27 protein-coding genes and 1 riboswitch are annotated in these 26,430 nt (G+C 62.2%); of the genes, 14 read left to right on the forward strand and 13 right to left on the reverse strand.

Going from position 1 to position 26,430, the window contains the following annotated elements:
- Positions 1-20 precede the first annotated feature (20 nt).
- Positions 21-968, forward strand: a complete 948-nt coding sequence (gene gshB, locus J5N58_RS12870; RefSeq protein ID WP_244711055.1) for a glutathione synthase — start codon at positions 21-23, stop codon at positions 966-968.
- A gap of 201 nt (positions 969-1,169) precedes the next feature.
- Entirely contained in the window at positions 1,170-2,702 is a 1,533-nt protein-coding gene (locus J5N58_RS12875) for a YifB family Mg chelatase-like AAA ATPase (protein WP_112827647.1), read from the forward strand.
- 77 nt (positions 2,703-2,779) lie between these two features.
- Here the strand turns inward: J5N58_RS12875 and cysK are convergent, their stop codons facing one another.
- Positions 2,780-3,748, reverse strand: coding sequence for a cysteine synthase A (gene cysK, locus J5N58_RS12880; RefSeq protein WP_113338419.1), 969 nt, complete (start codon positions 3,746-3,748; stop codon positions 2,780-2,782).
- A gap of 144 nt (positions 3,749-3,892) precedes the next feature.
- Positions 3,893-4,507 (reverse strand): LysE family translocator, encoded by a 615-nt coding sequence (locus J5N58_RS12885; protein ID WP_112827649.1) that lies wholly within the window; start codon positions 4,505-4,507, stop codon positions 3,893-3,895.
- A gap of 203 nt (positions 4,508-4,710) precedes the next feature.
- On the opposite strand from J5N58_RS12885, the gene J5N58_RS12890 reads away from it, so the two are divergent.
- Positions 4,711-5,343: a LysE family translocator gene (locus J5N58_RS12890; protein ID WP_244711058.1), complete on the forward strand. Its 633-nt coding sequence runs from the start codon at positions 4,711-4,713 to the stop codon at positions 5,341-5,343.
- Between the two features lie 85 nt (positions 5,344-5,428).
- On the opposite strand, the gene J5N58_RS12895 is transcribed toward J5N58_RS12890, so the two are convergent.
- Positions 5,429-6,343 carry a DMT family transporter gene (locus tag J5N58_RS12895; protein WP_244711060.1) on the reverse strand — a complete coding sequence of 305 codons (915 nt, stop codon included), beginning with the start codon at positions 6,341-6,343 and terminating at the stop codon, positions 5,429-5,431.
- Positions 6,344-6,451: 108 nt separating this feature from the next.
- Between J5N58_RS12895 and J5N58_RS12900 the strand changes: the two genes are divergently transcribed.
- The gene (locus tag J5N58_RS12900) at positions 6,452-6,907 is read left to right on the forward strand and encodes an Lrp/AsnC family transcriptional regulator (RefSeq protein WP_244711062.1); all 456 of its coding nucleotides are present in this window, start codon (positions 6,452-6,454) and stop codon (positions 6,905-6,907) included.
- Positions 6,908-6,914: 7 nt separating this feature from the next.
- Here the strand turns inward: J5N58_RS12900 and J5N58_RS12905 are convergent, their stop codons facing one another.
- Positions 6,915-7,805: a GNAT family N-acetyltransferase gene (locus J5N58_RS12905; protein ID WP_244711065.1), complete on the reverse strand. Its 891-nt coding sequence runs from the start codon at positions 7,803-7,805 to the stop codon at positions 6,915-6,917.
- Positions 7,802-8,275 (reverse strand): dUTP diphosphatase, encoded by a 474-nt coding sequence (dut, locus tag J5N58_RS12910; RefSeq protein WP_113467050.1) that lies wholly within the window; start codon positions 8,273-8,275, stop codon positions 7,802-7,804. The genes J5N58_RS12905 and dut overlap by 4 nt, the downstream gene beginning before the upstream one ends.
- A 92-nt stretch (positions 8,276-8,367) precedes the next feature.
- Here dut and J5N58_RS12915 point away from each other — a divergent pair, with 92 nt between their 5' ends.
- Positions 8,368-9,951, forward strand: coding sequence for a peptide chain release factor 3 (locus J5N58_RS12915; protein ID WP_113437236.1), 1,584 nt, complete (start codon positions 8,368-8,370; stop codon positions 9,949-9,951).
- Positions 9,952-9,982: 31 nt separating this feature from the next.
- Here the strand turns inward: J5N58_RS12915 and J5N58_RS12920 are convergent, their stop codons facing one another.
- Entirely contained in the window at positions 9,983-10,657 is a 675-nt protein-coding gene (locus J5N58_RS12920; protein ID WP_244711067.1) for an HAD-IA family hydrolase, read from the reverse strand.
- A gap of 160 nt (positions 10,658-10,817) precedes the next feature.
- Positions 10,818-10,914, forward strand: a riboswitch (TPP riboswitch).
- Between the two features lie 55 nt (positions 10,915-10,969).
- Between J5N58_RS12920 and thiM the strand changes: the two genes are divergently transcribed.
- From thiM to thiD, 3 genes are read left to right on the forward strand one after another with little or no spacing between them, the layout of a single operon-like run.
- Positions 10,970-11,773, forward strand: coding sequence for a hydroxyethylthiazole kinase (thiM, locus tag J5N58_RS12925; RefSeq protein WP_244711069.1), 804 nt, complete (start codon positions 10,970-10,972; stop codon positions 11,771-11,773).
- Complete coding sequence (gene thiE / locus J5N58_RS12930) at positions 11,770-12,405, forward strand: thiamine phosphate synthase (protein WP_112827657.1); 636 nt, start codon at positions 11,770-11,772, stop codon at positions 12,403-12,405. The genes thiM and thiE overlap by 4 nt, the downstream gene beginning before the upstream one ends.
- Positions 12,402-13,232, forward strand: a complete 831-nt coding sequence (gene thiD, locus J5N58_RS12935) for a bifunctional hydroxymethylpyrimidine kinase/phosphomethylpyrimidine kinase (protein WP_112827658.1) — start codon at positions 12,402-12,404, stop codon at positions 13,230-13,232. The genes thiE and thiD overlap by 4 nt, the downstream gene beginning before the upstream one ends.
- On the opposite strand, the gene J5N58_RS12940 is transcribed toward thiD, so the two are convergent.
- A complete protein-coding gene (locus J5N58_RS12940) occupies positions 13,207-13,737 on the reverse strand; it encodes a flavin reductase family protein (protein ID WP_113338409.1) in 531 nt (176 codons plus the stop codon). The two genes, thiD and J5N58_RS12940, sit on opposite strands and share 26 nt — an antisense overlap.
- 139 nt (positions 13,738-13,876) lie before the next feature.
- Positions 13,877-14,788 carry a pirin family protein gene (locus J5N58_RS12945; protein ID WP_113443815.1) on the reverse strand — a complete coding sequence of 304 codons (912 nt, stop codon included), beginning with the start codon at positions 14,786-14,788 and terminating at the stop codon, positions 13,877-13,879.
- Positions 14,789-15,056: 268 nt separating this feature from the next.
- Here J5N58_RS12945 and J5N58_RS12950 point away from each other — a divergent pair, with 268 nt between their 5' ends.
- Positions 15,057-15,869 carry a class II glutamine amidotransferase gene (locus J5N58_RS12950; protein ID WP_244711072.1) on the forward strand — a complete coding sequence of 271 codons (813 nt, stop codon included), beginning with the start codon at positions 15,057-15,059 and terminating at the stop codon, positions 15,867-15,869.
- Between the two features lie 7 nt (positions 15,870-15,876).
- On the opposite strand, the gene J5N58_RS12955 is transcribed toward J5N58_RS12950, so the two are convergent.
- The 5 genes from J5N58_RS12955 to ubiE form a co-directional block, all read right to left on the reverse strand.
- Positions 15,877-16,395, reverse strand: coding sequence for a GNAT family N-acetyltransferase (locus J5N58_RS12955; protein WP_112827662.1), 519 nt, complete (start codon positions 16,393-16,395; stop codon positions 15,877-15,879).
- Entirely contained in the window at positions 16,392-17,612 is a 1,221-nt protein-coding gene (gene coaBC / locus J5N58_RS12960; RefSeq protein ID WP_244711075.1) for a bifunctional phosphopantothenoylcysteine decarboxylase/phosphopantothenate--cysteine ligase CoaBC, read from the reverse strand. The genes J5N58_RS12955 and coaBC overlap by 4 nt, the downstream gene beginning before the upstream one ends.
- Positions 17,613-17,694: 82 nt before the next feature.
- Positions 17,695-18,555 carry a ModD protein gene (gene modD / locus J5N58_RS12965; protein WP_244711077.1) on the reverse strand — a complete coding sequence of 287 codons (861 nt, stop codon included), beginning with the start codon at positions 18,553-18,555 and terminating at the stop codon, positions 17,695-17,697.
- A gap of 113 nt (positions 18,556-18,668) precedes the next feature.
- Positions 18,669-20,243, reverse strand: a complete 1,575-nt coding sequence (gene ubiB, locus J5N58_RS12970; RefSeq protein ID WP_112827665.1) for a 2-polyprenylphenol 6-hydroxylase — start codon at positions 20,241-20,243, stop codon at positions 18,669-18,671.
- 5 nt (positions 20,244-20,248) lie between these two features.
- Complete coding sequence (gene ubiE / locus J5N58_RS12975; RefSeq protein WP_112827666.1) at positions 20,249-21,025, reverse strand: bifunctional demethylmenaquinone methyltransferase/2-methoxy-6-polyprenyl-1,4-benzoquinol methylase UbiE; 777 nt, start codon at positions 21,023-21,025, stop codon at positions 20,249-20,251.
- A 146-nt stretch (positions 21,026-21,171) separates the two neighbouring features.
- Between ubiE and mutM the strand changes: the two genes are divergently transcribed.
- The 5 genes from mutM (at position 21,172) to J5N58_RS13000 (ending at position 26,346) form a co-directional block, all read left to right on the forward strand.
- Entirely contained in the window at positions 21,172-22,062 is an 891-nt protein-coding gene (gene mutM, locus J5N58_RS12980; RefSeq protein WP_112827667.1) for a bifunctional DNA-formamidopyrimidine glycosylase/DNA-(apurinic or apyrimidinic site) lyase, read from the forward strand.
- A 22-nt stretch (positions 22,063-22,084) separates the two neighbouring features.
- Entirely contained in the window at positions 22,085-22,858 is a 774-nt protein-coding gene (locus J5N58_RS12985) for an enoyl-CoA hydratase (protein ID WP_112827668.1), read from the forward strand.
- Between the two features lie 193 nt (positions 22,859-23,051).
- Positions 23,052-23,318, forward strand: a complete 267-nt coding sequence (rpsT, locus tag J5N58_RS12990) for a 30S ribosomal protein S20 (protein ID WP_112827669.1) — start codon at positions 23,052-23,054, stop codon at positions 23,316-23,318.
- A gap of 819 nt (positions 23,319-24,137) precedes the next feature.
- On the forward strand, positions 24,138-25,697 hold the full coding sequence (gene dnaA, locus J5N58_RS12995; RefSeq protein ID WP_244711079.1) for a chromosomal replication initiator protein DnaA: 1,560 nt from the start codon (positions 24,138-24,140) through the stop codon (positions 25,695-25,697).
- A 64-nt stretch (positions 25,698-25,761) separates the two neighbouring features.
- Positions 25,762-26,346 (forward strand): class I SAM-dependent methyltransferase, encoded by a 585-nt coding sequence (locus J5N58_RS13000; RefSeq protein WP_113467040.1) that lies wholly within the window; start codon positions 25,762-25,764, stop codon positions 26,344-26,346.
- Positions 26,347-26,430: the final 84 nt, after the last annotated feature.

Consider the following 26,430-nt stretch of genomic DNA (forward strand, 5'->3'; position numbering starts at 1 on the left):
CTTTCAACAGGGGCAGGGTCATGGCGAAGATTATCAATGTCGCGGTCCAGATGGACCACGTCTCCACCATCAATATTGCGGGGGACTCCACTTTCGCAATGAGCCTGGAGGCGCAGGCCCGCGGCTATCGGCTTTTTCACTATACGCCGAACCAGCTCAGCATGCGCGACGGCCGCATCTTCGCCACCGTCCAGCCGATGCAGTTGCGTGACGTGAAGGGCGACCATTTCACGCTCGGCGAGGCCGAACAGGTCGATCTCTCGACCATGGATGTGGTCCTGCTCAGGCAGGACCCGCCTTTCGACATGGCCTATATCACCTCGACCCATCTGCTCGAACGCATTCATCCGAAGACGCTCGTCGTGAACGATCCGGCCTGGGTGCGCAATTCGCCGGAGAAGATCTTCGTCACAGAATTTGCCGATCTCACGCCGAAGACGCTGATTACCCGCGATGCAGGCGAGATCGCCCGCTTCCGTGAGGAGATGGGCGATATCATCCTCAAGCCGCTTTACGGCAATGGCGGTGCCGGCGTCTTCCATTCCGCTCGCGACGATCGCAACTTCTCGTCGCTGATCGAGATGTTCCACCAGATGTTCCGTGAGCCCTTCATTGCCCAGGCCTATCTGCCGGCGGTGCGCAAGGGCGACAAGCGCATCATTCTGGTTGACGGCGAACCCGTCGGCGCCATCAACCGCGTGCCGGCCGAACACGACAGCCGTTCGAACATGCATGTCGGCGGTCGGGCCGAGGCAACCGAACTCACGGCACGCGAGAAGGAAATCTGCACCCGCATTGGGCCCGCGCTGAGGGAGCGTGGCTTCCTGCTGGTCGGCATCGATGTCATCGGCGATTACATGACCGAGATCAACGTGACGTCGCCCACCGGCATTCGCGAAGTGAAGAGATTCGGTGGCGCCGATATTGCAGCGCTCCTGTGGGACGCCATCGAAAAGAAGCGCGCCTGACCGCGCTCCGGATCGCAGCCGTGTGCGATCCGGTTTTGTTCGCCAAATGCAACCGGCGACAACCCGTTTCCGACTTTAGCGCGAATTTGTTCCGTTAATGTTCTTGTTTTTGCATTGCGATCGTGCAAGATTGCAATCGGCAGCCCGCGCAAGATGTAGTTGCGCAGATGGCCAGCTGAGGGGCGAGCAGGGGAACGGGCGATGGTGGCGCGTGTCAGTACGGTTGCATTTCAGGGCATAGAGGGTGTTCCGGTCGATGTTCAGGTGATGGTCGCGCCGGGCAAGATCGGCATGCAGATCGTCGGCCTGCCGGACAAGGCGGTGGCCGAAAGCCGGGAACGGGTACAGGCAGCGCTTCATGCCTCGGGACTGGCGCTACCGCCGAAGCGGGTGACGGTCAATCTCGCTCCCGCCGATCTTCCCAAGGAAGGCTCGCATTTCGACCTGCCGATCGCGCTTGGCCTGATGGCCGCACTTGGCGCCATTCCCGCCGATGCGCTTTCCGGCTATGTCGTCATCGGCGAACTCAATCTCGATGGGACGATTGCCGCCGTGGCCGGCGCCCTTCCCGCCGCAATCGGGGCGAACGGCATGGGCAAGGGCCTGATCTGCCCGGCCGAAAGCGGCGCCGAGGCTGCCTGGGCGGGGTCGGACATCGATATCCTGGCACCCCGCAGCCTGATTGCGCTTGCCAACCATTTTCGCGGCACCCAGGTTCTGTCCCGGCCGCAACCGGCGATACGAGCGCCCGCCGCCAATCTGCCTGACCTCGCCGATATCAAGGGACAGGAGAGCGCCAAGCGGGCGCTGGAAGTCGCTGCCGCCGGTGGCCATAATCTGTTGATGGTCGGGCCTCCCGGCTCCGGTAAATCGATGCTGGCAGCTCGCCTGCCGTCCATCCTGCCGCCGCTTTCCGCCGCCGAATTGCTGGATGTCTCCATGGTGCATTCCGTTGCCGGCCAGCTTTCGGGCGGCAAGCTTTCCGACCGGCGGCCGTTCCGCACGCCGCATCATTCCGCCACCATGGCAGCTCTTGTCGGTGGCGGTCTGCGGGCACGGCCGGGCGAAGCCTCGCTCGCACATCACGGCGTACTCTTCCTCGATGAGTTCCCGGAGTTTTCGCCGCAGGTGCTGGATGCGCTGCGCCAGCCCCTGGAAACCGGCGAATGCATCATCGCGCGGGCCAATCACCGGGTCTCCTATCCTGCCGATTTCCAGCTTGTGGCGGCCATGAACCCCTGTCGCTGCGGCATGGCGGGAGAGCCGGGACACACCTGCGCCCGCGGCCCGCGTTGCCTCACCGATTATCAGGGACGGATCTCCGGCCCCCTGATGGATCGCATCGATATCCGCATCGATGTGCCGGCCGTTTCGGCCACCGACCTCATCAAGCCGATGGCGGCCGAGCGAAGCGAAGATGTCGCCCGTCGCGTTGCCGCTGCCCGCGAACGGCAACGGGAGCGTTTTGCGACGGCCGGTATCGCGGGCGTGGCGACCAACGCCCGTTGCTCGACGGCGATGATCGAAAAGTTTGCGGAACTGGACGCCGGCGGCACACAACTCCTGAGGGATGCGGCGGAGAAATTCAGGTTTTCAGCCCGAGCCTATCATCGGGTGCTGAAGGTTGCGCGAACGCTTGCGGATCTCGACGGAGCGGCGATGCTCGGGCGCATCCATCTCGCCGAGGCGATTTCCTATAGAATCCCGTCGGAACGGCTCTCTGCCGCCGCGTGAAGCTGGGCCGGATGAATCCGGAAGGCGAAAGGGGCGCCATGTCGCGCCCCTTGATGCGGTGCAGAGCCGGACGGCTGTTATTCGCCGAGGCCGGCGAAAAGGGCCGTCGACAGATAACGCTCGGCAAAGGACGGGATGATGACGACGATGGTCTTGCCGGCATTTTCCTCGCGGCTGCCGACCTTGATCGCCGCCGTTAGCGCGGCACCGGAGGAGATACCGACGGGTACACCCTCAAGCCGTGCCACGAGCCGCGCGGTTTCGAAAGCTTCATCATTGGTGACGGTGACGATTTCGTCATAGATCGCGGTGTCGAGGATTTTCGGAGCGAAACCGGCGCCAATGCCCTGGATCTTGTGGGGGCCGGGATTGCCGCCGGAGAGCACGGGACTGTCGGCCGGCTCGACGGCGACAACCTTGATCGAAGGTTTTTTCGCTTTCAGCACCTGGCCGGCCCCGGTGATGGTGCCGCCCGTGCCGATACCGGCAACGAAGATGTCGACCTTGCCATCCGTGTCGTTCCAGATTTCCTCGGCGGTCGTCTTGCGATGGATTTCCGGATTGGCAGGGTTTTCGAACTGCTGGGGAATGATGGCGTCCGGCAGCGTCGCGGCCAGTTCCTCGGCCTTGGCGATTGCCCCCTTCATGCCCTTCGGCCCCTCGGTCAGGACCAGTTCCGCGCCGAACAGCGCCAGCATCTTGCGGCGCTCGATCGACATGGTTTCCGGCATGGTCAGGATCAGCTTGTAACCCTTTGCCGCGGCGGCAAAGGCGAGTGCGATACCTGTGTTGCCGGAGGTCGGCTCGATGAGGGTGGTCTTTCCGGGCGCAATCTTGCCCTGAGCCTCGAGGCTTTCGATCATGGCGACGCCGATACGATCTTTCACCGAGGCGATCGGATTGAAGAACTCGAGCTTTGCCAGAAGATTGGCCTTCACTCCCTTCTCCTTCGCGAGCTTGTCGAGGCGCACGATCGGCGTGTCTCCGATGGTCTCGGTGATCGAGTTGTAGACGCGGCCGCGGCCCGGCTTCTTGGCTTCCGACATGATCTTGCTCCCTGGAAATGCCCTTTGTCGGAAATCACAATAGGATCAAAACCGACCGCTCGCCAGAAGCCTTCATCCGCTTGGCGCCGATAGTCTGGAAAAAACGCTGCGACCCGATGCCTCGATTGCGAAAGTCATTCCAGCCTATGCGCGGGTGGCGATATAGGCGGCGGTACCGGCCAGAACGCTGGCCGCCGAGCGGTTCAGGGCCTTGAGGGCTGCCGGCTTTTTCAGAAGCGACCGGGCCTGCGAGGCGAGCAGGATGTAAGGCACCAGAACCGCCATCAGCACCGCGAAAGTAATGCTCACAAGCAGCGCGTAATCCTGCGCGCCGATCTTGTCGAGAGGAAGCAATGTCGGCACCAGCGCGACGTAGAAGAGCATGGTCTTGGGGTTTCCGAGCGTTAGTAGAAAACCGGAGAGGAACGACAGGCCGGCATGGGTCGAGCGCTGCGCCTCGATGTCTTGTGGAAGCAGTCCGGCTGTCCAGAGTTTCCAGGCGATGTGGCAGAGATAGAGTGCGCCGAGATATTTGATGATGAGAAACGGCGTGGTGAAAGTCTGCGCCACCAGGGCGAGACCGAGGACGACCGCGGTCAGATAGCAGAGGTCGCCAAGGATGAGGCCGAGCCCCATGAAGAATGTCGGACGGAAACCGGAGCCGAGGGCCCGCGCGACGATCGCCGTCATGCCCGGCCCGGGAATGGCGGCGGCGATGAAGAGGGCGCCGCTATAGGCGAGCAGGGTGGCGGGTGTCATGGTTTCCTCCTCGTGAAACACGGGTTCCCGCGACCAGGACTGGGCCGCGAATCCGGTTGCCGGTATTGCTCCGGTCTTCGGTGACGCCCTATCGTTCCTCGCGCGAACTTGCAATGGTGACAGGATTGTGCTTGCGGCGGGTGTTCTGGCCCGCATAGGCTTGCGGCGCCCGCCTTTGTCCGACATTTCCAATTGGATTTCCGATGCCTTCTCCGCCTGTCATCCTCGCATTTGCCCTGATCTGCCTTGGCATGGTGCTCACGCCCGGGCCGAACATGATCTATCTGGTGTCGCGATCCATCTGCCAGGGGCCGGTTGCCGGCCTTGTTTCGCTTGGCGGCGTGGCGCTCGGCTTCGTCTTCTACATGCTGATGTCGGCGCTCGGCATTACCGTTCTCATCATGGCGGTGCCCTTCGCCTATGATGTCCTGAAATTCGCAGGCGCGGCCTATCTCCTGTGGATGGCATGGCAGGCGCTGAAGCCGGGCGGGCGCTCGCCCTTTCAGGTGCGCGACCTGCCGAAGGACAGCCCCCAAAAGCTCTTCGTGATGGGGCTCGTGACGAACATTCTCAATCCGAAGGCCGCCGTTCTCTATCTCTCGCTGCTGCCGCAATTCGTCGATCCCGCCAAGGGCAGCGTACTCCTGCAGTCGGTGGTGCTGGGAAGCATGCAGATCGCCATCAGCGTCACGGTCAATTCCCTGATCGCGTTGATGGCGGGGTCCATTGCCCTTTTCCTTGCCGGCCGTCCCTTCTGGATGGTCGTGCAGCGCTGGTTGATGGGCACGGTACTTGCCGCGCTCGCCTTGCGGATGGTGACCGAAGCGCAGCGCTGACCAATCAAAAGACCAAGCGCATGAAGCTGCGGTCGTAGCGCAGGATGCAGCGTGTCTCTTCGGCACAGGCGAAGGCTGCAGGTGCTCATGCACGGTTTTCCTTTGTGCGGAGCGAGTTGAGAAACGGTGGCGCCCAGTTGAGCGTGGCGGCGACGGCGGCAAGCAGGATGCCGGCGGCGCCGACCGCCTGCGTTGCGGTCAGCACATGGCCGAAGGCGAATATATCGACGAGCACGGCGACGACCGGATAGAGAAACGACAGCGTGCCTGTCAGCGCGACCGGAAGCCGCTGGATGGCGCTGTAGAGCAGGGCATACATCAGGCCGGTATGCACGAAGCCGAGCGTCGCGAGCATCGACCACGTGGCCGGCGTGGAAGGCAGCGATGTCCAGTCCGAAAGCGGGGCAAGCATGACGGCGCCGGTCGCCACCTGTACCAGCGCGATCAACTGCGGCGGCGTACCCTTGAGCTGGCGGGCGGCGAGAGCCGCAAGCGCATAGCAGAAGGCGGCCGTCAGCGAGAGCAGGATGCCGAGAAGATATCCGGACGGCCCCGCGGCTGTCCCAACCTGCACCCCGCCCATCGTCATCGCCACAGTGCCGGCAAAGGCGACGATCAGCCAGAAGACCTTGCTGCGGGAGACCTTCTCCCCGAGAAACAGGACGCCCAGGCCGACCAACAGGAAGGGCTGAACGTTGTAGACGATCGTGGCGACGGAAATGGAGGCAAGAGGATAGGCGGAAAAGAGCGCCAGCCAGTTCAGGACCAGTGCCATGCCGCCCGCGATTGCCAGCATCAGCCGGCGCCGGTCGAACGCGGCCCAACGCAGATGGCCGCCAAGCCGGCAGATCAGGAGCAGCGCCGGAAAACCGAACAGGCAGCGCCAGAAGACGACGTTGACGGGCGGCTCGCCCGACATCACCACGAACCATCCGATGGTTCCCGACATAGCCATGGCGGCAGTCATTTCCCAGATTCCCCGTCGTGATGCGTCAGCCATTGTTCTCTCCGTTGTTGTGGCTGCATTCTATTACGGTCTTCCGGGATATTGCTGGTCTTCGATTAGGCTGATAGTCTTTCTCGGGTATTTTTCTTAGGAGAATAGTTCGTGGAGGCTCATCTTTCTCTGGATGCTGCGGATCGCAGGATCGTCGAGGCACTGGCCGAGGATGCGCGCATCTCGCTGAAGGAACTGGCGGCGAAAGCGGGTCTTTCGTCGCCCAGTTGTTCGGAGCGGTTGCGCCGGCTCGAGGAGCGGGGCGTGCTGACCGGTTACAGCGCGGATGTGGAGTTGGAGGCGCTTGGCTATCCCCTGCAGGCGATTGTCCGGGTACGCCCGCTGCCGGGTATGCTGCATATCGTCGAGCGGATCATTCAGCAGACGCCCGAGATCACAGAATGCGACAAGGTGACGGGCGACGACTGCTTCATCTGCCGCATGGCCGTGCGCAGCATGACCGATCTGGACCGCATCCTCGAACGCGTGGTGGAGCGGGCGCAGACGAATACGTCTATGATAAAGTCGACGCCGGTGAAGCGACGCCTGCCGCCGCCGGTCGCTTAAGCCGATTTCAGAACTCCGCCATGGGGGAGATGCAGGTCGGCCCTCTCGGAAAAAGCTCGTCCGGCGCACGCATCATGAAGACCTGCGTTCCGGTGTCCGCGACGGCCTCTGATTCCCAGGAAAGGCGATCCGGCGTGATGAATGCCTCGACGGAAACAGGTGCGATACCAAGACCGGCGGCGATCTCGGCAAGCGGCGGAATACGGGGGCCGGCGACGTCGAGAAGCTGGAACGCTCCATCTTCCGCCAGCCGCCACACAATGACAGCCTCCTCGTCGGCGAGCAGGGAGAGCTTGATATCTTCGATCAGATGACAGTTCAGCAGGAACATCAGTCGCTGGTCGGCAACGGCAAAGCGGCTGGAAACCGGCATGCGGCCGGCGAGTAGCTTCCGCAACAAATCGAGATCCGCGTCAATGTCGAGCGGGCGGGCCGACCGTGGTTTGCCGGACGCGGCCGGCGCTTGCCCCTTGAAGCTGTATTGCGGTACGGTGCGGAAGCCATGCGGCTCATAGAGGCCGGGCTTGTCCGTGTAGAGCACGATGGCCTCGAACTCCTGCTCGTCGCAGCGCTCGAGCGTGATGTGGATGAGGTCCTGATAGAGGCCACGACCGCGATATTCGGGCCGCACCGCGCCCGATTGCCAGCCGGCAGCCTTGATGACGCGTCCATCGACCATCATCGGCATGGAAAAGGCGCTGAGATTGGCGACGCAATCGCCGTCGCCGTCGAAATAGGCCGAAGGAAAGCTGCTGCGGTCATGACCGCCAAGTCCGTCGAGGGCACTGATATCGACGTTGAAGATATCGATGAGCAGCGTCTTGATCGCCGACCATCCGGCCGGATCATCGAAATAGTCCTGACGGAAGAGGAGGCCCGGCCTGTCGGGCGGGCTCATGCCACGCCGGTGGAGCCGAATCCGCCCGCGCCGCGATTGGTGGTGGAAGCCTCGGTTGCTTCCTGAACCCGAACCTGCGTTACCGGAGCGATGATCGTCTGGGCGATGCGCATGCCGCGGGTGATCTCGAAAGGTTGGTCGCCGAGGTTGATGAGCAGCACTTTCACCTCGCCGCGATAATCGCTGTCGATGGTCCCGGGTGTGTTGAGGCAGGTGATGCCGTTCTTGAAGGCAAGGCCGGAACGCGGACGGATTTGCGCCTCGAAACCCTCCGGGATTTCCATGACGAAACCGGTCGGAACGAGCGCGCGCTGTCCAGGCGCAAGCGTGATCGGCTGATCGTCGGCAAGGGCGGCTCTGAGGTCCATGCCGGCGGCACCGGCCGTCTCGTAGGCGGGCAGCGGCAGATCCTCACCATGCGGCAGGCGGACGAGCTTGAGCGTGGGGCGAATGTCGTTATGGATGTTCATGCGTCCATTAGTTTGCCCGCGAAAGCCGCAGGTCAATTGCATTGCCGGCCTTTAGTCGTTAGATACGCGGCAATTCCACAGGATTCACACTCATGGCTGAAACGCTCGCAGAGGCGGTATCCCGCCGCCGCACTTTCGCGATCATCGCGCATCCGGACGCCGGCAAGACCACGCTTACCGAAAAACTGCTGCTGTTCGGCGGCGCGATCCAGCTCGCCGGCGAAGTCAAGGCCAAGAAAGATCGCATCCAGACCCGTTCGGACTGGATGAAGATCGAGCGCGAACGCGGCATCTCGGTCGTTACCTCGGTGATGACCTTCGAATATGAAGGCAATGTCTTCAACATTCTCGATACGCCCGGCCACGAGGACTTCGCCGACGACACCTATCGCACGCTGACGGCGGTCGATGCTGCCGTCATGGTCATCGATGCCGCCAAAGGTATCGAGCCTCGGACGCTGAAACTCTTCGAAGTCTGCCGCATGCGCGACATTCCGATCATCACATTCGTGAACAAGATGGACCGCGAAAGCCGCGATCCCTTCGAGATTCTGGATGAGGTCGAGGAGAAGCTGGCGCTCGACACCGCGCCCATCACATGGCCGGTCGGCCGTTCCAAGACGTTTTGCGGCTCCTACAACCTTGCCGACAACACCTATCGCGGCTCCGACACGCAGGTCGAACCGACGCCCGTCAACGGTCCGCAGGCGGTTGCAGATCGTCTGCCGGAAAACGAGCGCCAGGTCTTCATCGATGAACTGGAACTTGCCCGCGAGGCCTGCCGTCCCTTCGACCGCAAGGCTTTCCTCGAAGGGCATATGACCCCGGTCTTTTTCGGCTCGGCGCTGAAGAACTTCGGCGTTCGCGACCTCATCAACGCGCTTGGTGCCTACGCGCCGCCGCCGCGCGATCAGGTGGCCGATATCCGCACCGTCCATGCGGCGGAAGACAGGATGACGGCCTTCGTTTTCAAGATCCAGGCCAATATGGACCCGAACCATCGCGACCGTATTGCCTTTGCCCGCATCTGCTCGGGCAAGCTGGAGCGCGGCATGAAGGCGAGGCTTTCTCGCACGGGCAAGCAGCTTGGTCTGACCGCACCGCAGTTCTTCTTCGCATCCCAGCGCCAGCTTGCCGATACGGCCTATGCCGGCGACGTGGTCGGCATTCCGAACCACGGCACGCTGCGCATCGGAGACACGCTGACCGAAGGCGAACCGCTGGTGTTCCAGGGCGTGCCGAACTTCTCGCCGGAAATCCTGCGCCGCGTGCGTCTGGAAGATGCGATGAAGGCAAAGAAGCTCAAGGAAGCCCTGCAGCAGATGGCGGAAGAGGGCGTCGTCCAGCTTTTCCAGCCGGAAGACGGTTCGCCCGCTATCGTTGGCGTCGTCGGCGCCCTGCAACTCGACGTTCTGAAGGAACGCCTGTCGGCTGAATACGGCTTGCCGGTTTCCTTCGAAATGTCGCGCTTTTCGGTCTGCCGCTGGATCTCCGCCGAGCAGCCGGTCGATCTCGACAAGTTCATGTCGTCGCATCGGGGCGATATCTGCCGAGACCTCGACGGCGATCCGGTTTTCATGGCGCAGGACGGCTTTTCATTGCGTTACGAGTCAGAGCGCTATCCGGCCGTGAAGATGGTTGCGATCAAGGAATATCACGTCGCCAAGGCGGCGTGATACCGGCTTTATCCATTCATGATGCGGATGGTCAGGCTTCCCTGACGATCCGCATCTCGCCGGTGCCGTCGAGATGCACGGTCATGCCTTCATAGGAGGCGATCGTCGCATGGGACGTTTCCATCCTGTGGCCGTGGGTGGCGGTAACCACCATGACGTCCGCGCCCGCCGCTTCGGCGGCCTTCACGCCCGCCAAAACATCCTCGAATACGAGGCAGCGTGACGACGGCATGTCGAGATGACGGGCCGCGAGCAGGTAGCCTGCCGGATCGGGCTTGCCGATCTTCACATCCTCTGCGGTGATGATTCTTGGCGGCTGCGGCAGGCCGGCGGCCTCGATCCGCGCCCGCGCGAGCGCGACCGGTGCCGAGGTCACGATGGCCCAGCGCTTCGGTGGCAGCGACTTGAGGAATTCGACTGCGCCGGGAATTGCCACGACCCCCTCGACATCCTCGATCTCGCCGCGCTCGATCTCCAGCGCTTCTGCCTCGACATCGATACCGGGAAGACCGAGCCCCCGGATGGTATCGACGCCGCGCTTGCCGTGCATTGTCGGCAGGAAGGCCTCGACATCGAGGCCCTGCCGTTCCGCCCATCGGCTCCAGACCCGCTCGGCCGCGGCGATGGAGTTGAGCAGCGTACCGTCCATGTCGAAGAGGAAACCGGCATAGCGCTTGTCGAAGACTGTGGTTCCGCTGGTGGTCAATGTCGGCTCTCCGAAGCAGATGGTCATGATCGGCAAGGAGATAGCCGGTTTTGCGGTGGGCGGCAAACGCTTGAGGTTCAAAACCGCGTGGTGCAGGAGGCGCTTATTGTGTTCGGCTTTCACAGGTGACAGCGGACGAGGCGCGGTCTATAACAGCCGTGTTGAGAGACAGGGGCGCTCGTCGCAAGACGGGCTGAGACGTACCCTTCGAACCTGAACCAGATAATGCTGGCGGAGGGAGTCGCTCGGGATCGCTCACCCGTCTTCGTGACTGTCGCGTTCCTGCCGATTTGCCCCGCCTGAAAGGGGCAAATGAACGAGATCCAGTTTCCCGGAAACCTGTTGCGCGAGATGCGCGAGACGGCACCGCTGGTGCAATGCATCACCAACTACGTCGCGATGAACATTGCCGCCAATGTGTTGTTGGCGGCGGGCGCTTCGCCTGCCATGGTCCATGCAGAGGAGGAGGCAGGTGAATTTGCCGGCATCGCCGGCGGGCTCACCGTCAATATCGGCACGGCCTCGCCGCAATGGATTGCCGGCATGAAGGCGGCGATCGGCGCAGCGACCGCCGCCCGCCGGCCATGGGTGTTCGATCCGGTTGCGCATTTTGCCACCGCCTATCGCCGCAAGGTGACGGCCGAGCTTCTGACGCTCGCCCCGACGGTGATCCGTGGCAATGCGTCCGAGATTATTGCCCTTGCTGGCGGTACGAGCAGCGCGAAAGGCGTCGACAGCCGCGACCCGGTGGAACTTGCCGAGAAAGCGGCAAACGAACTTGCCAGACGTCAGGCTTGTGTCGTCGCGGTGACGGGCACGACCGATTTCGTCACCGATGGCCGCCATACAGTCAGGCTTTCCGGCGGCTCCGCGCTGATGCCGAAGGTGACGGCGCTCGGTTGCTCGCTCACCTGCCTCGTCGGCGCCTATGTCGCCATCCGTCCCGCAGATCCTCTTTCGGCAACCGTCGCGGCTCTCTCGCATTTTGCCGTGGCCGGTGAGCGGGCGGCTGCGGGATCGGACGGTCCGGGTTCGTTCGGCTGGCGTTTCCTCGACGCTCTCGCTGCCCTCACACCGGAGGTGCTGGATAGCGAAGCAAGGATCGAACGGCTATGAAAAACGTCGATCTCTCCCTTTATCTGGTCCTCGATCCGGTGCTGTGCGAACCCATAGGCATGGTGGAAACGGCCCGGCTCGCCGTTGCCGGCGGCGCGACGCTGGTCCAACTGCGCGACAAGAAGGCGGCGACAAGAGACATGATCGAGACCGGCCGGGCGCTGAAAGCCGCCCTCGCCGGTTCCGGCGTGCCGCTCATCGTCAATGATGACGTCGAGGCGGCAATTGCTATCGGCGCCGACGGCGTGCATGTCGGCCAGAGCGACATGCCCGTTGCCGAGGTGCGCAGGCTGATAGGGCCGGACATGATCCTCGGTCTTTCTATCGGCAGCGTCGAACTGGCCAATGCACTCGATCCGTCGGTCATCGATCACGTCGGCGTCGGACCGGTTTTTCCAACCTCGACCAAGCCCGGTCATCCGCCGGCCATCGGGTTTCAGGGGCTTGCGGCGGTCGCTGCGGCTAGCCCCGTGCCGGTCGTCGGCATCGGAGGGCTGAAGCTTCAGCATGTCGCCGACACGCTTGCGACAGGCGCGGTCGGCCTTGCCGTCGTCTCCGCCATCTGCGGCCAGCCTGATCCTGCCTCGGCAACAGCGGAACTTGCAGAGGCGATCCGGAGGGCACGCCGATGATCCGCAATGTATTGTCCATCGCCGGCTCCGATCCCTCGGGGGGAGCGGGCATTCAGGCCGATCTCAAGACCTTCTCGGCCTTTGGCGTTTACGGTATGGCAGCGCTGACGGCGTTGACGGCCCAGAACACCAAGGGGGTCTCCGGCGTGCATGCCGTGCCGCCGGAATTCGTGGCCGAACAGATCCGCATGGTCTTTGCAGACGTCCGGGTCGATGCGGTCAAGATCGGCATGATCGCCAATGCCGGCATTGCCCGTGCTGTCGCCGGCGTGCTGACCGCCTATCCCGATGTGCCGGTGGTGCTCGATCCGGTGATGATCGCCAAGGGTGGCGCGGCGCTGCTCGATGCGTCGGCGGTCGCTGCCTTAACCGAATGCCTGTTGCCGCTCGCGACATTGCTGACGCCGAACCTGCCTGAGGCGGCCGCCCTGCTTGGCATGGGAGAAGCTCCCGATCGAATGGCTATGGCGGAACAGGGTACGGCTCTGCTTACGCTCGGCCCGGCTGCCGTTCTCGTCAAGGGAGGACATCTCGAAGGGTCGGAAAGCCCGGATGTCTTCGTCTCAAAGGAGGAAACGCACTGGTTCGAGGCGCCGCGTGTTGTGACGAAGAACACCCATGGCACCGGCTGCTCGCTGTCGAGCGCAGTCGCCGCCGGTCTCGCCATGGGCCTGTCTCCGGTCGAGGCCGTCGCCACCGCGAAAGCCTGGCTCGCTGGAGCAGTCGCGGCATCGGGCGATCTCTCCGTCGGCTCCGGGCACGGGCCGGTCCATCATTTTCATCGTTTCTGGCAGGCGAGCCCTACGGCATCTTCGAATCGAGCGTGATGTCCTCGCCATCGACGGCGAATGTGCCGTAGCCCTTGTGATGAATGGTCTTTGGCATGGTCCTTGTCGGATCGTGCCAGGCCTTCACCACTTCGAGGACGAAGAGGTTGTAGCGCTCGACGAAATCCTGATCGACGACCTTGCATTCGAGATTGGCGAAGCATTCGGCGATAAGGGGCGCGGCGATTTCCGTTGCCGGAAGCGGCGTCAGCCCGATCTCCGAGAATTTGTCGGTGTCGCGCCCCGAGCAGTTACCGATGGCCACCACCTTTTCGGCCATCTCGACGGAGGGAATGGCGATCACGCATTCCTCGGTCTTCGTAAGCGCGATGAAACTGTAGTCGGCGCCGCTGACGATGCAGGCGAGCCTCGGCGGTGTGAATTCCATCATCATATGCCACGACATCGTCATGACATTGGCTTTGCCGCCGTAGCTTGTTGTGAGCAGCACGACGGGTCCAGGCTCGATAAGCTGATAAACCTTGGAAAGCGGGAATTCCTTCATGACGGTACCTTTTGCAGTTCAGCCCCGAGCCCCATGCGAGACAGACTAGGCTCTGCGCTTCAGGCTGTCGACGGCCGAAGGTGCCGCGACGCCGGGCGCGAGACCCGGCGTCGAACATGTCAGTTTTCATGCCGGGAGGTCAGTGGCCGGCCTTGATAAAGGTGCCGTTCTGCAACTCGCGCATGGCCTGCATCAGCTCCTCGCGCGTGTTCATCACGATCGGTCCATGCCATGCTACCGGCTCCTTGATCGGCTTGCCGGTCACGAGCAGGAAGCGGATGCCCTCATCGCCGGCCTGCACGGTTACCTCGTCGCCGGTGTCGAAAACGACGAGCGTCCGGTTGCCCGAGAGGTCGCGGATGTTCAGTTCCTCTCCCTGGTATTCCTTCTCGACCTTGACCCCGAAAGGCTTGGAGGCGTCGCGGAACGTGCCGGCGCCCGCGAAGATGTAGGCGAAAGCCGAGCGATAGGTGTCGACGGGAATGCTCTTGCGCTTGCCCGGCGGCACGGAGATGTCGAGATAGACAGGTTCCGCTGCAATCCCGTCGACCGGTCCGCTCTTGCCCCAGAAACTTCCGGAAATCACCCGGACGGACGTGCCGTCGTCATCGACCACGACGGGAATATCCGCCGATTTGATGTCCTGGTAGCGCGGCGCGGTCATCTTGAGCGACGAGGGCAGGTTGGCCCAGAGCTGGAAGCCGTGCATTTTGCCGGCAAAATCGCCCTTCGGCATTTCCTGGTGCATGATGCCGCTGCCGGCCGTCATCCACTGCAGGTCGCCCGCTCCGAGCAGGCCGTGGTTGCCGAGGCTGTCGCCATGTTCGACGGTGCCGGCGAGCACATAGGTGATGGTCTCGATGCCCCGATGCGGATGCCAGGGAAAGCCGCGGATATAATCGGACGGGTTGTCGTTCCTGAAGTCGTCCATCATCAGAAAGGGGTCGGTCATCGACGGATCACCGAAACCGAAGACGCGGTGCAGCTTCACGCCGGCGCCTTCCATGGTGGGCGTGGCGCGGCTCTCATGCTTGACGGGGCGAATGGACATTTTTCCTGTTCCTTTGGGGCGCGTTTCTCACTTGGCGTCCAATATAGTCTAACCCCGGCCCCGCCGAAGACGGCTGCCGGGAACGCAGTGTTCACAAAACGAAATGCCGCAGTGCAAAAAGTGATTGCCCGCACTGTCAGAATTCTGTCATCAATAACGCAGGTGTTTATACTTCGCTAACTATTCGAGCGAAAACTGGCGGGATCGACGTGCCCGCCTTTTCGTAACGGTAACCGCTCTGGCCGGCGGGCCATGGAGTAGAGAAAGAATGTGTCGTTGGGCAGCCTATCGCGGAGAAGCCATCTATCTTGAGGAACTGGTCACGTCTCCCGCCCACTCGCTGATCGAACAGTCCCATTGCGCCACGCGGGCCAAGACCGCAACGAATGCCGATGGTTTCGGCCTTGCCTGGTATGGCGACCGGCCGGAGCCCGGCCGGTTCCGCGATGTGTTGCCGGCATGGTCCGACTGCAACCTGAAGAGTCTTGCCCGCCAGATCCGCTCGCCGCTTTTTCTTGCCCATGTGCGGGCGGCGACCCATGGTGCGACCCGCCGCGACAACTGTCATCCCTTCGTCAACGGCAACTGGTCCTTCATGCATAATGGCCAGATCGATCATTTCGACCGTCTGCGACGTCCGATGGAAACCATGCTGGATGACGAGCATTTCCACGCCCGTGCGGGAACCACCGATTCCGAGCTTATGTTCCTGCTCGCCCTGCAATTCGGTCTGCGGGAACGTCCGCTGGAGGCAATGGCGGAGGCGGTGGGTTTCGTCGAGCATATGAGCCGGCATCTGACGGGAACCGCACGAGTGCGCTTCACCGCCGCCTTTTCCGATGGCCGTACCCTCTACGCGGTGCGCTATGCGACGGATGCCCAGGCGCCGACCCTCTACGCGGCACCCATGGGTGGCAAGGGCGGTTATTGCCTCGTTTCGGAACCGCTGAACGACGAAACCGACACCTGGGTCGAAATCCCCGACGGTAGCGCCGTAATTTTGAGCGAGGACGGGCTCGACGCCGTGGCGTTCGAGCCTGAACTGGCTGCAACCGACATCACCACGCAGGCCGCTGAGTAAGTGCCGGCTATCGGATCGCTCGTTCCATCGCGCATCGCCGCTCGCGCGGCATCCCAAGTGCTGCCTCGTCATCGAGATGGCCGCGCAGATATGCGTCGAGATTGACGTCTTCGATCATTGAAAAGCCTATTCGTGCATAAAATGGTGCGTTCCAGGGCACATCGCGGAAGGTCGTGAGGGTAACCCGGCCAAGTTCCTTCTCTCGCGCAAAGGCCGTTGCCGTTTCGATGAGGCCGGTGCCGATCCCTTGGCGGTGATGCGCTGGCAGGACGGAGAGCTCGAGGATGTGAAGCGCGTCAGGCGTGGCTTCGGCACTGAGAAAGCCTAGGATTTCACCGTCCGCGCCCTCTGCGACCCAGGTTGTGCCATCCGGAATGCGGGCGCGATGAAGGTCTTCCGGGATATTGCCGGCATCGGCCAGCCAACCAATTTCGGGCATTGTCCGAAAGAGTTCGCTTGCGGTCTGCTCGACATTCGGCAGCTTCGCCGCGTCGCAAAGACGCGCCGGACGCAGGCTGTATGTCACGACCCCGCTCCTTGGGCGAGCTTTTCGGCGATGAGCTCCGCCAGACGGCCGGCCACCTCGTCCTTGGCGAGATCCGGCCAGACGTCGACGCCGGTCGGGGAAATGACCTTAACGCTGTTGCGCATGCCGCCCATGATGCCGGTTTCAGCGGAAACGTCATTGGCGACGATCAGGTCGGCGCCCTTCCTCTCAAGCTTGATGCGGCCGTTTTGCTCGACATCCTGAGTCTCGGCCGCAAAGCCGACCACGATTTTCGGCCGTTTCTCGTGGTGGCCCACGGTCTTCAATATGTCGGGGTTTTCGATCAACTGCAGGGGGGCGGGGCCTTCTCCCTGCGTCTTCTTGATCTTCTGGTCGGCCGATGTCGCCACGCGCCAGTCGGCAACGGCGGCGACCATGACGGCGATATCGGCGGGTAGATGCGAGATTACCGCATCCCGCATCTCCTCCGCCCGCTCAACGTGAAGCGTCGTGACGCCGGCCGGATCGGGGATCGTCACGGGGCCGGAAACAAGCGTGACCTCGGCGCCAAGTTTCGCCAGCGCCGCCGCAATCGCGTGGCCTTGCCGGCCGGAGGAGCGGTTGGCGATGTAACGAACCGGATCGATCGGCTCATGCGTCGGTCCCGACGTCACGATGGCCTTCCGACCGGCAAGAGGCTTGAGGCCGGCATCGAGCAGGGCTTCGACGGCGGCGACGATATCGAGCGGTTCGGCCATGCGGCCAAGGCCGCTTTCGCCGCTTTCCGCCATTTCCCCGGCCATCGGGCCGATGAATCCGACGCCGTCGCCGTGAAGGGTCGCGACATTGCGGTGTGTTGCGGCGTTCGTCCACATCTTCGGGTTCATGGCTGGCGCCAGGAGGATCGGTCGCTCTGTTGCGAGCAGAACAGCGGAGGCAAGGTCGTTGGCAAGCCCGTTCGCCATCTTCGCCATCAGGTCGGCGCTGGCGGGGGCGACGACGACCAGGTCGCAATCTCGGGCCAGACGGATATGGCCGACATCCTGCTCATCCTCGCGGGAAAAGAGATCGGTGTAGACATGGCTTGCCGAAAGCGCGCCGACGGCCAGCGGCGTCACGAACTGCTGGGCTGCCTCCGTCATGACGGGCCGCACCGATGCCCCTCGTTCCCTGAGACGGCGGATCAGATCGAGGCTCTTGTAGGCGGCGATACCGCCGGAAATGACGAGAAGAATGCGTTTCCCGGATAAGCTCATGTGATGGTCCGATTTCCCGTTTGCGGCGAACCTATCTCAAGGAACGGAAAAGCGGAATTGATTTTCGCGGGGACAAGGTCCGTCACGTTTCGGCCTGCTCCGTCCGCCGGGGCCGGAGCACGACCTTGACGTCGCATGGCTTGCCGAAGAACGGAGAGGAGGTGACGATCAGTCGGCAGCCTGCTTCCACATAGGCGCCGACATTGTCCTCCGTGACGCCGCCGGCGACTGCAACGGCTGGCATGGGGGAATGCCTCCGGGCGATCTCCACCGCCCGTGCGGTATCCTCCGGAGAGAATTTTTCCAGCTGAATGACGTCGATGCCGCAGGACATCAGCTCTTCGGCATCCGCAAGCTTGTCGACCTCCACGACGATTTTCTTCTCGGTCGCCCTGGCCTTGAGTGCGGCTATCCACAGTGCTGCAGGTTCGGCGATGAAGGTCCGATGCTCGGGAAAGACAAGGATGGTCTCGGAAAGGCCGAGCCGGTGCATCATGCCGCCGCCTGCGCGCACGGCCCTTGTGCTCGCTTCCTTCGTGCCGGGAAAGTTCTTGCGGGTGCAGGCGATCACGGTCTCCGGCGCGATGCGATGAGCGGCATCGACGATCCGGCGGGTCCGTGTCGCAATTCCTGAAAGATATTCGACAAGGGTTTGTGAGATTTTCCACACGGCGTGCAGAGCCTCCGCATTGCCGGTGGCCACCAGGAACGGTTCTCCCTCAGCCAGAAGCCGGCCGCTCGGGATGAGGTGTTGGACAAGTGCTCCCTTCATCTCGAGCATCCGAGCGGCTTCCTCGCTGCCGCAGAGCATCATGGGGTTGCGCGCACTGTAGGTGATGGACGCCGGCCTCTCGCCGATCCCGAGACTGTCGGTGGTCAGGTCTCCAAACGGTACGTCCTGCAGCAGAAGATGGTCCAGAAGGCTGTCTGAAAGTCTGGTCATGCTTGTGTCTCCGTATGCGGATGGACGGCTTCGGCAGCATGGTGGCCGCGCGGGTCCGGTTGGCATGCGAGACACGGTGCAAGATATGTGCCGCCGCCATGGCAGCGGCTCGGTCAACCGATCTGGATGGCGATCGCGATGAGCGCGAACGCGATGATCCAGAGCGCCAGACGGCCCGATCGGCTGTGGCGTGCCTCGGCCTTGCCGATGGCGTCTGCGGTTTCCGCATCGAAGCGCAGGCCGTTCTCGCTCATCTGCATGATTTCGGCATGGAATTTCTCGGTCTTCGCGGCGATCTCAGGGAGGGCTTCGGCAAGCCTGAACGCGGCCTTCATGCCATCCTTGAGATCGGTCGCGATCCGTTTCGGACCGAGATTGTCGCGGATCCAGCCCGAAACCACCGGATCGGAAGCTTTCCACATGTTGAAACGGGGATTGAGCATCCGCGCCACGCCCTCGACCACTACCATGGTCTTCTGCAGCATGACCAGTTCGGGACGCGTCGCCATGTCGAAGAGCTCGGTCACCTCGAAGAGCAGGGTCAGAAGCTTGCCCATGGAGATGGTCTCGGCCGGCTGGCCATGAATAGGTTCGCCGATGGCGCGGATCGCCTGTGCGAAGCTCGCGACATTGTGATGGGACGGTACGTAGCCGGCTTCGAAATGCACTTCCGCGACGCGCAGATAATCCCGGGTGATGAAGCCGTAGAGGATCTCGGCGAGGAAGCGCCGTTCCTTCTTGCCCAGGCGCCCGGCGATCCCCATGTCCACGGCGACGATCATACCGTCGGGAGCGACGAAGAGGTTGCCGGGATGCATGTCGGCATGGAAGAAGCCGTCCCTGAGGGTGTGGCGCAGGAAGGACTGGATCAGCGTGTCGGCGAGTTGATCGAGATCGTGGCCCGCAGCCTTCAAGGCCTCGACATCGGACATCTTGATGCCGTCGATCCATTCCATCGTGACGACGTCGCGGCCAGTGCGCTCCCAGTCGACTTCGGGCACGCGGAAACCTGGGTCATTGCGGGTATTCTCCGCGATTTCGGAAAGCGCCGCAGCCTCGAGCCTCAGGTCCATCTCTACCTTGGTCGTCTGTTCCAGCGTCTTTGTGACCTCGACCGGCTTCAGCCGGCGGGTGTGCGGCAAAAAACGCTCCTGCAGGTGCGAGACCAGATACATCGCCTCGAGATCGGCGGCAAAGCGCCGGCGGACGCCCGGACGGATCACCTTGACGGCGACTTTCCTGCGGCCCTCGGTCGTCTCGACTTCGGCGGGGTGGACCTGGGCGATGGAGGCCGCTGCAATCGGTTCGCCGAAGGAGACATAGAGATCGTCGACCGATCGTCCAAGCGATTCCCTGATCGAGGCCCTGGCTGCATCCGTCGGGAAGAAGGCCATGCGGTCCTGCAGGCCGGACAGGTCTTCGGCAAAGTCTGCGCCGACCACATCAGGCCTGGTCGCCAGGAACTGGCCGATCTTTACGTAGGAGGGGCCCAGTCGCTCGACGGCGCGCGCCAGTCGGTCGGAACGCTCTTCCCGTTTCGCCCGCTTGCGCGTGAGGAGCCCGGCCGCCGATTTGGCAACGCCCACCATCGCGGGAAGTCCATCTGAGGGAAGCGCGGAGACCACGCCTTCCCTGACCAGCACCCAGCCTACCCGCGCGAGGCGGAAATATGCTCCGATCGTGCTCATGAAGATCAGATTTTCCAGCCGGAATGCAGCGCGGCGATCCCGCCGGTGTAGTTGGTAAAGGTCACACGCGAGAAGCCGGCCTTGGAAATCATTGCGGCGAAATCGCGCTGGTTTGGGAACTTGCGGATCGATTCCACCAGATACTGATAGGGCTCGGCATCGCCGGTAATCATCTTGCCGAAGCGCGGGATCGCCTTGAACGACCATTCCTCATAGACACGGTCGAGAAGCGGCATGTCCACTTCGGAAAATTCCAGCACCAGCAGCCGACCGCCGCGTTTCAGCACGCGATAGGCTTCCTTCAGCGCCACGTCGATATGCGGAACGTTGCGGATGCCGAAGGCGATCGTATAAGCGTCGAAACTGTTGTTGTCGAAGGGAAGACTTTCGGCATTCGCCTCGACGAAGGTGAGGTTTTCCGAGAGCCCTTTCTTCTCCGCCCGCTCCGCACCGACCCCGAGCATGGAGCCGTTGATATCGAGGACGGTGACATGGGCGAGCCGGCCGGAGGCCTCGACGATGCGGAAGGCGATGTCGCCGGTGCCGCCGGCCACGTCGAGCGCTCTGTAAGCGGGGTCCTTGCGCGGGTGGAGGGCCGCGACCATGGCGTCTTTCCAGACACGATGCATGCCCGCCGACATCACGTCGTTCATGATGTCGTAGCGCTTGGCGACCTTGTGGAAGACCTCGTTGACCAGACCCTGCTTTTCGCCATCCGCGACTTCGCGGAAGCCGTAGGAGGTTTCCATGCCGCCCTCGGCGGAAGTCCGGCTCTCGGCCATCAATTCACTCCATCTCGTTCTTGGTCGAAAAGACCATAGCGAAAACGCGCCAGGCGCGCTATCTCCGGGCCTGGTATCGGCGGCGGAGCCATTGCGCTGGTCTATAGACCGTTAAGGCCGCCGTTCAAACAGAAAGATGGGGCCTGATGCCGGAATTGCCAGAGGTCGAAACCGTCAGGCGCGGATTGTCGCCGACCATGGAGGGTGCCGTCATCCGGCGGCTTGAACTGCGCCGGCCGGACCTGCGCTTTCCCTTGCCGCGGGATTTTGCCGCACGCACTGCCGGCCGGCGGATTCTTGCCCTGTCGCGCCGCGCCAAGTACCTGCTGATCGATCTCGATGATGGGGCGACGGTGATTGCCCATCTAGGGATGTCGGGTTCCTTTCGCATCGAGGCCTCCGGACAGCGAGACGTGCCGGGCGATTTCCATCATCCGCGCTCCAAGGACGAGAAGCATGATCATGTGATATTTCATCTGGAGGGGGCGGATGGCGGCTCCCGCGTCATCTATAATGATCCCCGCCGCTTCGGCTTCATGGACCTGACCACGCGCAACGAGCTTGAGGCATATCCCGCCTTTCGCGATCTCGGGCCGGAGCCCGTCGGCAACGCCTTGTCCGCCGACTATCTGGCGACCCGTTTCGCCGGCAAGCAGCAGACGCTGAAAAGCGCACTGCTCGACCAGAGGATCATCGCCGGCCTCGGCAATATCTATGTCTGCGAGGCGCTGTGGCGTGCGCATCTTTCGCCCGAACGCACAGCCGCCACGCTGGTGACGCCGACGGGCCGGCCAAAACAGCAATTGCTCGCCCTGACGGAGGCAATCCGCGCCGTCATCGCCGACGCCATTGCCGCGGGAGGCTCCTCGCTGCGCGACCACATCCAGGCGGACGGGTCCCTCGGCTACTTCCAGCACAGCTTCAATGTCTATGACCGGGAGGGTGCCGCCTGCCGGACGCCGGGTTGCGGCGGCGCCGTCGAGCGGATCACACAGTCGGGACGGTCGAGCTTCTATTGCCGCATCTGCCAGAAATGAGGAAGCAAGGGAGAGAATGTCGATGAGCTATGAGACCATATTGCTGGAGACCCGGGGTCGGGTTGCGCTGATTACGCTCAACCGTCCGCAGGCGCTGAACGCGCTCAATTCGACGGTGATGAACGAACTACGGCAGGTTCTGACGGCGATCCAGTCCGACGATGCCATAGGCGCCGCCGTGCTGACCGGTTCGGAGAAGGCCTTCGCGGCCGGCGCAGACATCAAGGAAATGCAGTCGCTCAATTTCATCGACGCCTATCTTGGCGATTTCATCAGCGGCTGGGACGACGTGGCCTCCTTCCGCAAGCCGCTGATAGCGGCGGTCTCCGGCTTTGCTTTGGGCGGTGGCTGCGAACTCGCTATGATCTGCGACTTCATCATTGCCTCGAAGACGGCGAAGTTCGGTCAGCCGGAGATCACGCTCGGGGTGATACCCGGCATGGGGGGCACCCAGCGCCTGACGCGCGCCGTCGGCAAGGCAAAAGCGATGGATCTCTGCCTGACCGGCCGCATGATGGACGCGCAGGAAGCGGAAAGCGCCGGTCTCGTTGCACGGATCGTGGAACCCGAGCGGCTTGTCGAGGAAGCGGTGGCGGCGGCCGAGAAGATTGCGGGCTTTTCACAGCCGGCGGTGCGGATGGCCAAGGAAGCCGTAAACCGGGCATTCGAGCAGACCCTTGGCGAGGGGTTGCGCTTTGAGCGCCGCCTTTTCCATTCGCTTTTCGCAACGGAAGATCAGAAGGAGGGCATGGCCGCTTTCATCGAGAAGCGGAGGGCCGACTTCAAAAACCGCTGAGGTCTTGGATGGGCAGGCGTGATTTCGTTGAAATTGCTCGTTGACGGAACCGCGCTTTCCCGGTATATGCCCGCCCACGGTTGGGAAAGCCGCTGGCTTTTCCGAAATAAGCTCCCCAATGGCTGAATTGGCAGGTCGCAACGACCCGACGCGGCGTTGGAGGAGATTGGTTTGAATTCGAAGAGAGGCATCCATGGCCAATACAACTTCGGCGAAGAAGGCGACCCGCAAGATCGCTCGCCGCACTGCAGTCAACAAGGCTCGCCGTTCGCGGGTACGTGGTTTCATTCGCAAGGTTGAAGAAGCGATCGCCTCCGGTGACGCAGCACTCGCCAAGGACGCACTGAAGGCCGCCCAGCCGGAACTGCAGCGCGCTGCAGGCAAGGGCGTGGTTCACGCAAACACCGCTTCCCGCAAGATCTCGCGTCTTGCCCAGCGTGTGAAGGCCCTTTCCGCCTAATTCAAGACGCAATTTTGACATTTTATTGAAGCCTGGCTGCAAAGCCGGGCTTTTTCTGCTATCCGGCTAATCGTTTCTTCTGGTTGCATTGTTTAACGATTGCGTGTCATTGAGGTGACATAAAAAATCGTTATTTTTCAAATATTTACCGGAGGATCTTTGTTGGGTGGGCGCTTTACTTAAGGGCAGGCGCCCCTGCTTTCGAGTCAAGGATTTTTTATTTTCGGGTCGTTTTTTTGTGGCGGAACTTCGCCCGTTTCGGAATCTCGTTGATTTAAAAGCGATTCTTTTTTGGAGAATTGTGACACTCGAAGCGAGGCGTGAGAGTCAATGGCCGGCTCTTAATTTTGCGTAAAATTCACTGTTGATCTTGGCTTTTGATCCTGCCTTAATGCTTCTCAACAGGGCGCGCGGAGCTTGTCTCCGGAGCAGTCTTAGCCGGCGAAAGCCGGTGTTCAGGGCACTCACCGCTCCCTGGGCGGGATCTTCGTATCCCGTTTTTTCAAACAGTGTGGATTTTACGCCGGAGACCCTTGGTTTCCGTGACGGAGAAGTTTGTCTTCTGTGTCGGCCGCTAAGGTCGGCGAAATGGTGAGAAGAAGTAGACGGCGGCCGCCGGGGTTCATGTCGAGGATGAACTTTCGGAGGCTTCCGGTGTGACGGCCGATGACCCCGTGGCTGGGGTGGCTGCGCATGACGGATTGGGGGACGCCGGATCCATTGCATGATGCGATGCGGTCTGTGGCGTGTGGCTGAGGCAGTTGCCGGGCGCGGTACAAAGACGCCCGGCGCGAATGATAAGTTTTGGAAGGCGGCAAAATGCAAATAAATACTGTGATGGCCGGTGCTGTGGTAAACGGGGACCACGCACACACGGCGGTAGGCGCCGTGCGCTCCGAAGGAGCAGGAGAAAATACTGAAATGAAGCGTGATGTCCTGTTTGAGCGTTTCAGCCAGCGGCTGAAGGCTCAAGTCGGTCCGGACGTCTATGCGAGCTGGTTCGGTCGGTTGAAGCTGCATTCGGCGTCGAAGAGCGAAATTCGTCTCACGGTTCCGACCACCTTCCTGAAATCCTGGATCAACAATCGCTATCTCGATCTCATCACCAGCATCTTCCGCCAGGAGGATCCGGCGATCTTGAAGGTCGAGATCCTGGTGCGCAGCGCGAGCCGCAACACCCGAGGCTCTGCTGTCGAAGATCGCGCGCCCGCAGTGGACGCCGCAGCTCCGGTTGCCCCTGCGCGCAAATCCACCGCCCAGCCCATCGGCCAGATCGCGCCGCCCCCCGGCAATGCCGGCGCCTCGCGGACGGCGCCGAACGGTCCGCTGTTCGGCTCTCCGCTTGATTCCCGCTTCACCTTCGACGGCTTCATCGAGGGCGCTTCGAACCGCGTTGCCCTGGCGGCTGCGAAGACGATCGCTGAGGCCGGTGCCGGCGCTGTTCGCTTCAACCCGCTCTTCATTCATTCCTCCGTCGGCCTCGGCAAGACGCATCTTCTGCAGGCGATTGCCAATGCGGCGATCCAGAGCCCGCGCGCGCCTCGCGTGGTCTATCTGACGGCCGAATATTTCATGTGGCGGTTTGCCACCGCGATCCGCGACAATGATGCGTTGACGCTCAAGGACTCGCTGCGAGCGATCGACCTTCTTATCATCGATGACATGCAGTTCCTGCAGGGCAAAATGATCCAGCATGAATTCTGCCATCTTCTCAACATGTTGCTCGATAGCGCCAAGCAGGTCGTGGTTGCCGCCGACCGCGCGCCCTGGGAGCTGGAATCGCTCGATCCGCGCGTCCGTTCGCGCCTTCAGGGCGGCGTGGCGATCGAAATGGAAGCGCCCGACTACGAGATGCGCTTCGAGATGCTGAAGACCCGTCTGGAAGCCGCCAAGAAGGACGATGCGTCCCTGGATATTCCGCTCGAAATCCTGTCACATGTCGCCCGCAACGTCGCAAGCAGCGGCCGCGATCTGGAAGGGGCGTTCAACCAGCTGATTTTCCGCCGTTCTTTCGAGCCCAATCTCTCGGTTGAGCGTGTCGATGAGCTGCTGGCTCATCTGGTCGGGGCGTCCGAACAGAAGCGCGTCCGTATCGAGGACATCCAGCGCATCGTTGCGCGCCACTACAATGTCTCGCGCCAGGAACTCGTTTCCAATCGCCGTACCCGCGTCATCGTCAAGCCGCGTCAGATCGCGATGTATCTGTCGAAGACGCTCACCCCCCGTTCTTTCCCGGAGATCGGCCGGCGTTTCGGTGGTCGGGATCATACGACCGTGCTTCATGCTGTGCGCAAGATCGAGGAACTGGTGGCCGAAGATACGAAACTTAGCCATGAGATCGAACTTTTGAAGCGACTGATCAACGAAAACAACGCCTGACAAGGGGGCCGGTAGCGATACCGGCCCTTTCCTTTGTATCCTGAAGTCCGCATGTGAGCTGTCGATGGATCGGCCGATCCTCCCCTTCTACGATGACAATGCCGAGGTCTATGCGAGCCGGTCGCGCAAGTTGCCGACCGAGCGGTTGGCGGTATTTGCCGCGCGCGTGGCACCGGGTGGCACAATCCTCGAACTTGGCTGCGGTGCCGGCGAGGATAGCGAATGGCTGATGACGAACGGCTTCAACGTCGTCCCGACGGACGGCTCTGCGGCGATGGCGGTCCAGGCTGAAAGGCGGCTGGGCCTGCCGGTCCGGGTTCTGCGTTTCGATGAGATCGCCGAGGTGAATGCCTATGACGGTGTCTGGGCGAGCGCCTGCCTTTTGCACGTCCCCCGAGCCGACCTTTGCGGTGTACTCGCGCGCATTCTTCTCGCCATGCGTCCGGGCGGGATCTTTTATGCGAGCTACAAGGCCGGCGAGACCGAAGGTTCCGATCGTTTCGGACGCTATTACAACCGGCCGTCGCCCGAGTGGCTTTCATCGGCCTATCGCGATGCAGGCTGGCGCGCGCCGTCGATCGAAAGTACGACGGGCGGGGGCTACGACGACGAGCCGACCGAATGGCTTCACGTAACCGCCCTGTCATAGAGGATTGCCCTAACATGGCGGACGAAGGCTTCATCGAACGGCATGGGACATTTCTTGCGGATAAAAATGTGCAGCGGTTTTGCA

The sequence above is a fragment of the Paenirhizobium cremeum genome (genome assembly GCF_022884085.1).
Classification (GTDB): Bacteria; Pseudomonadota; Alphaproteobacteria; order Rhizobiales; family Rhizobiaceae; genus Allorhizobium; species Allorhizobium cremeum.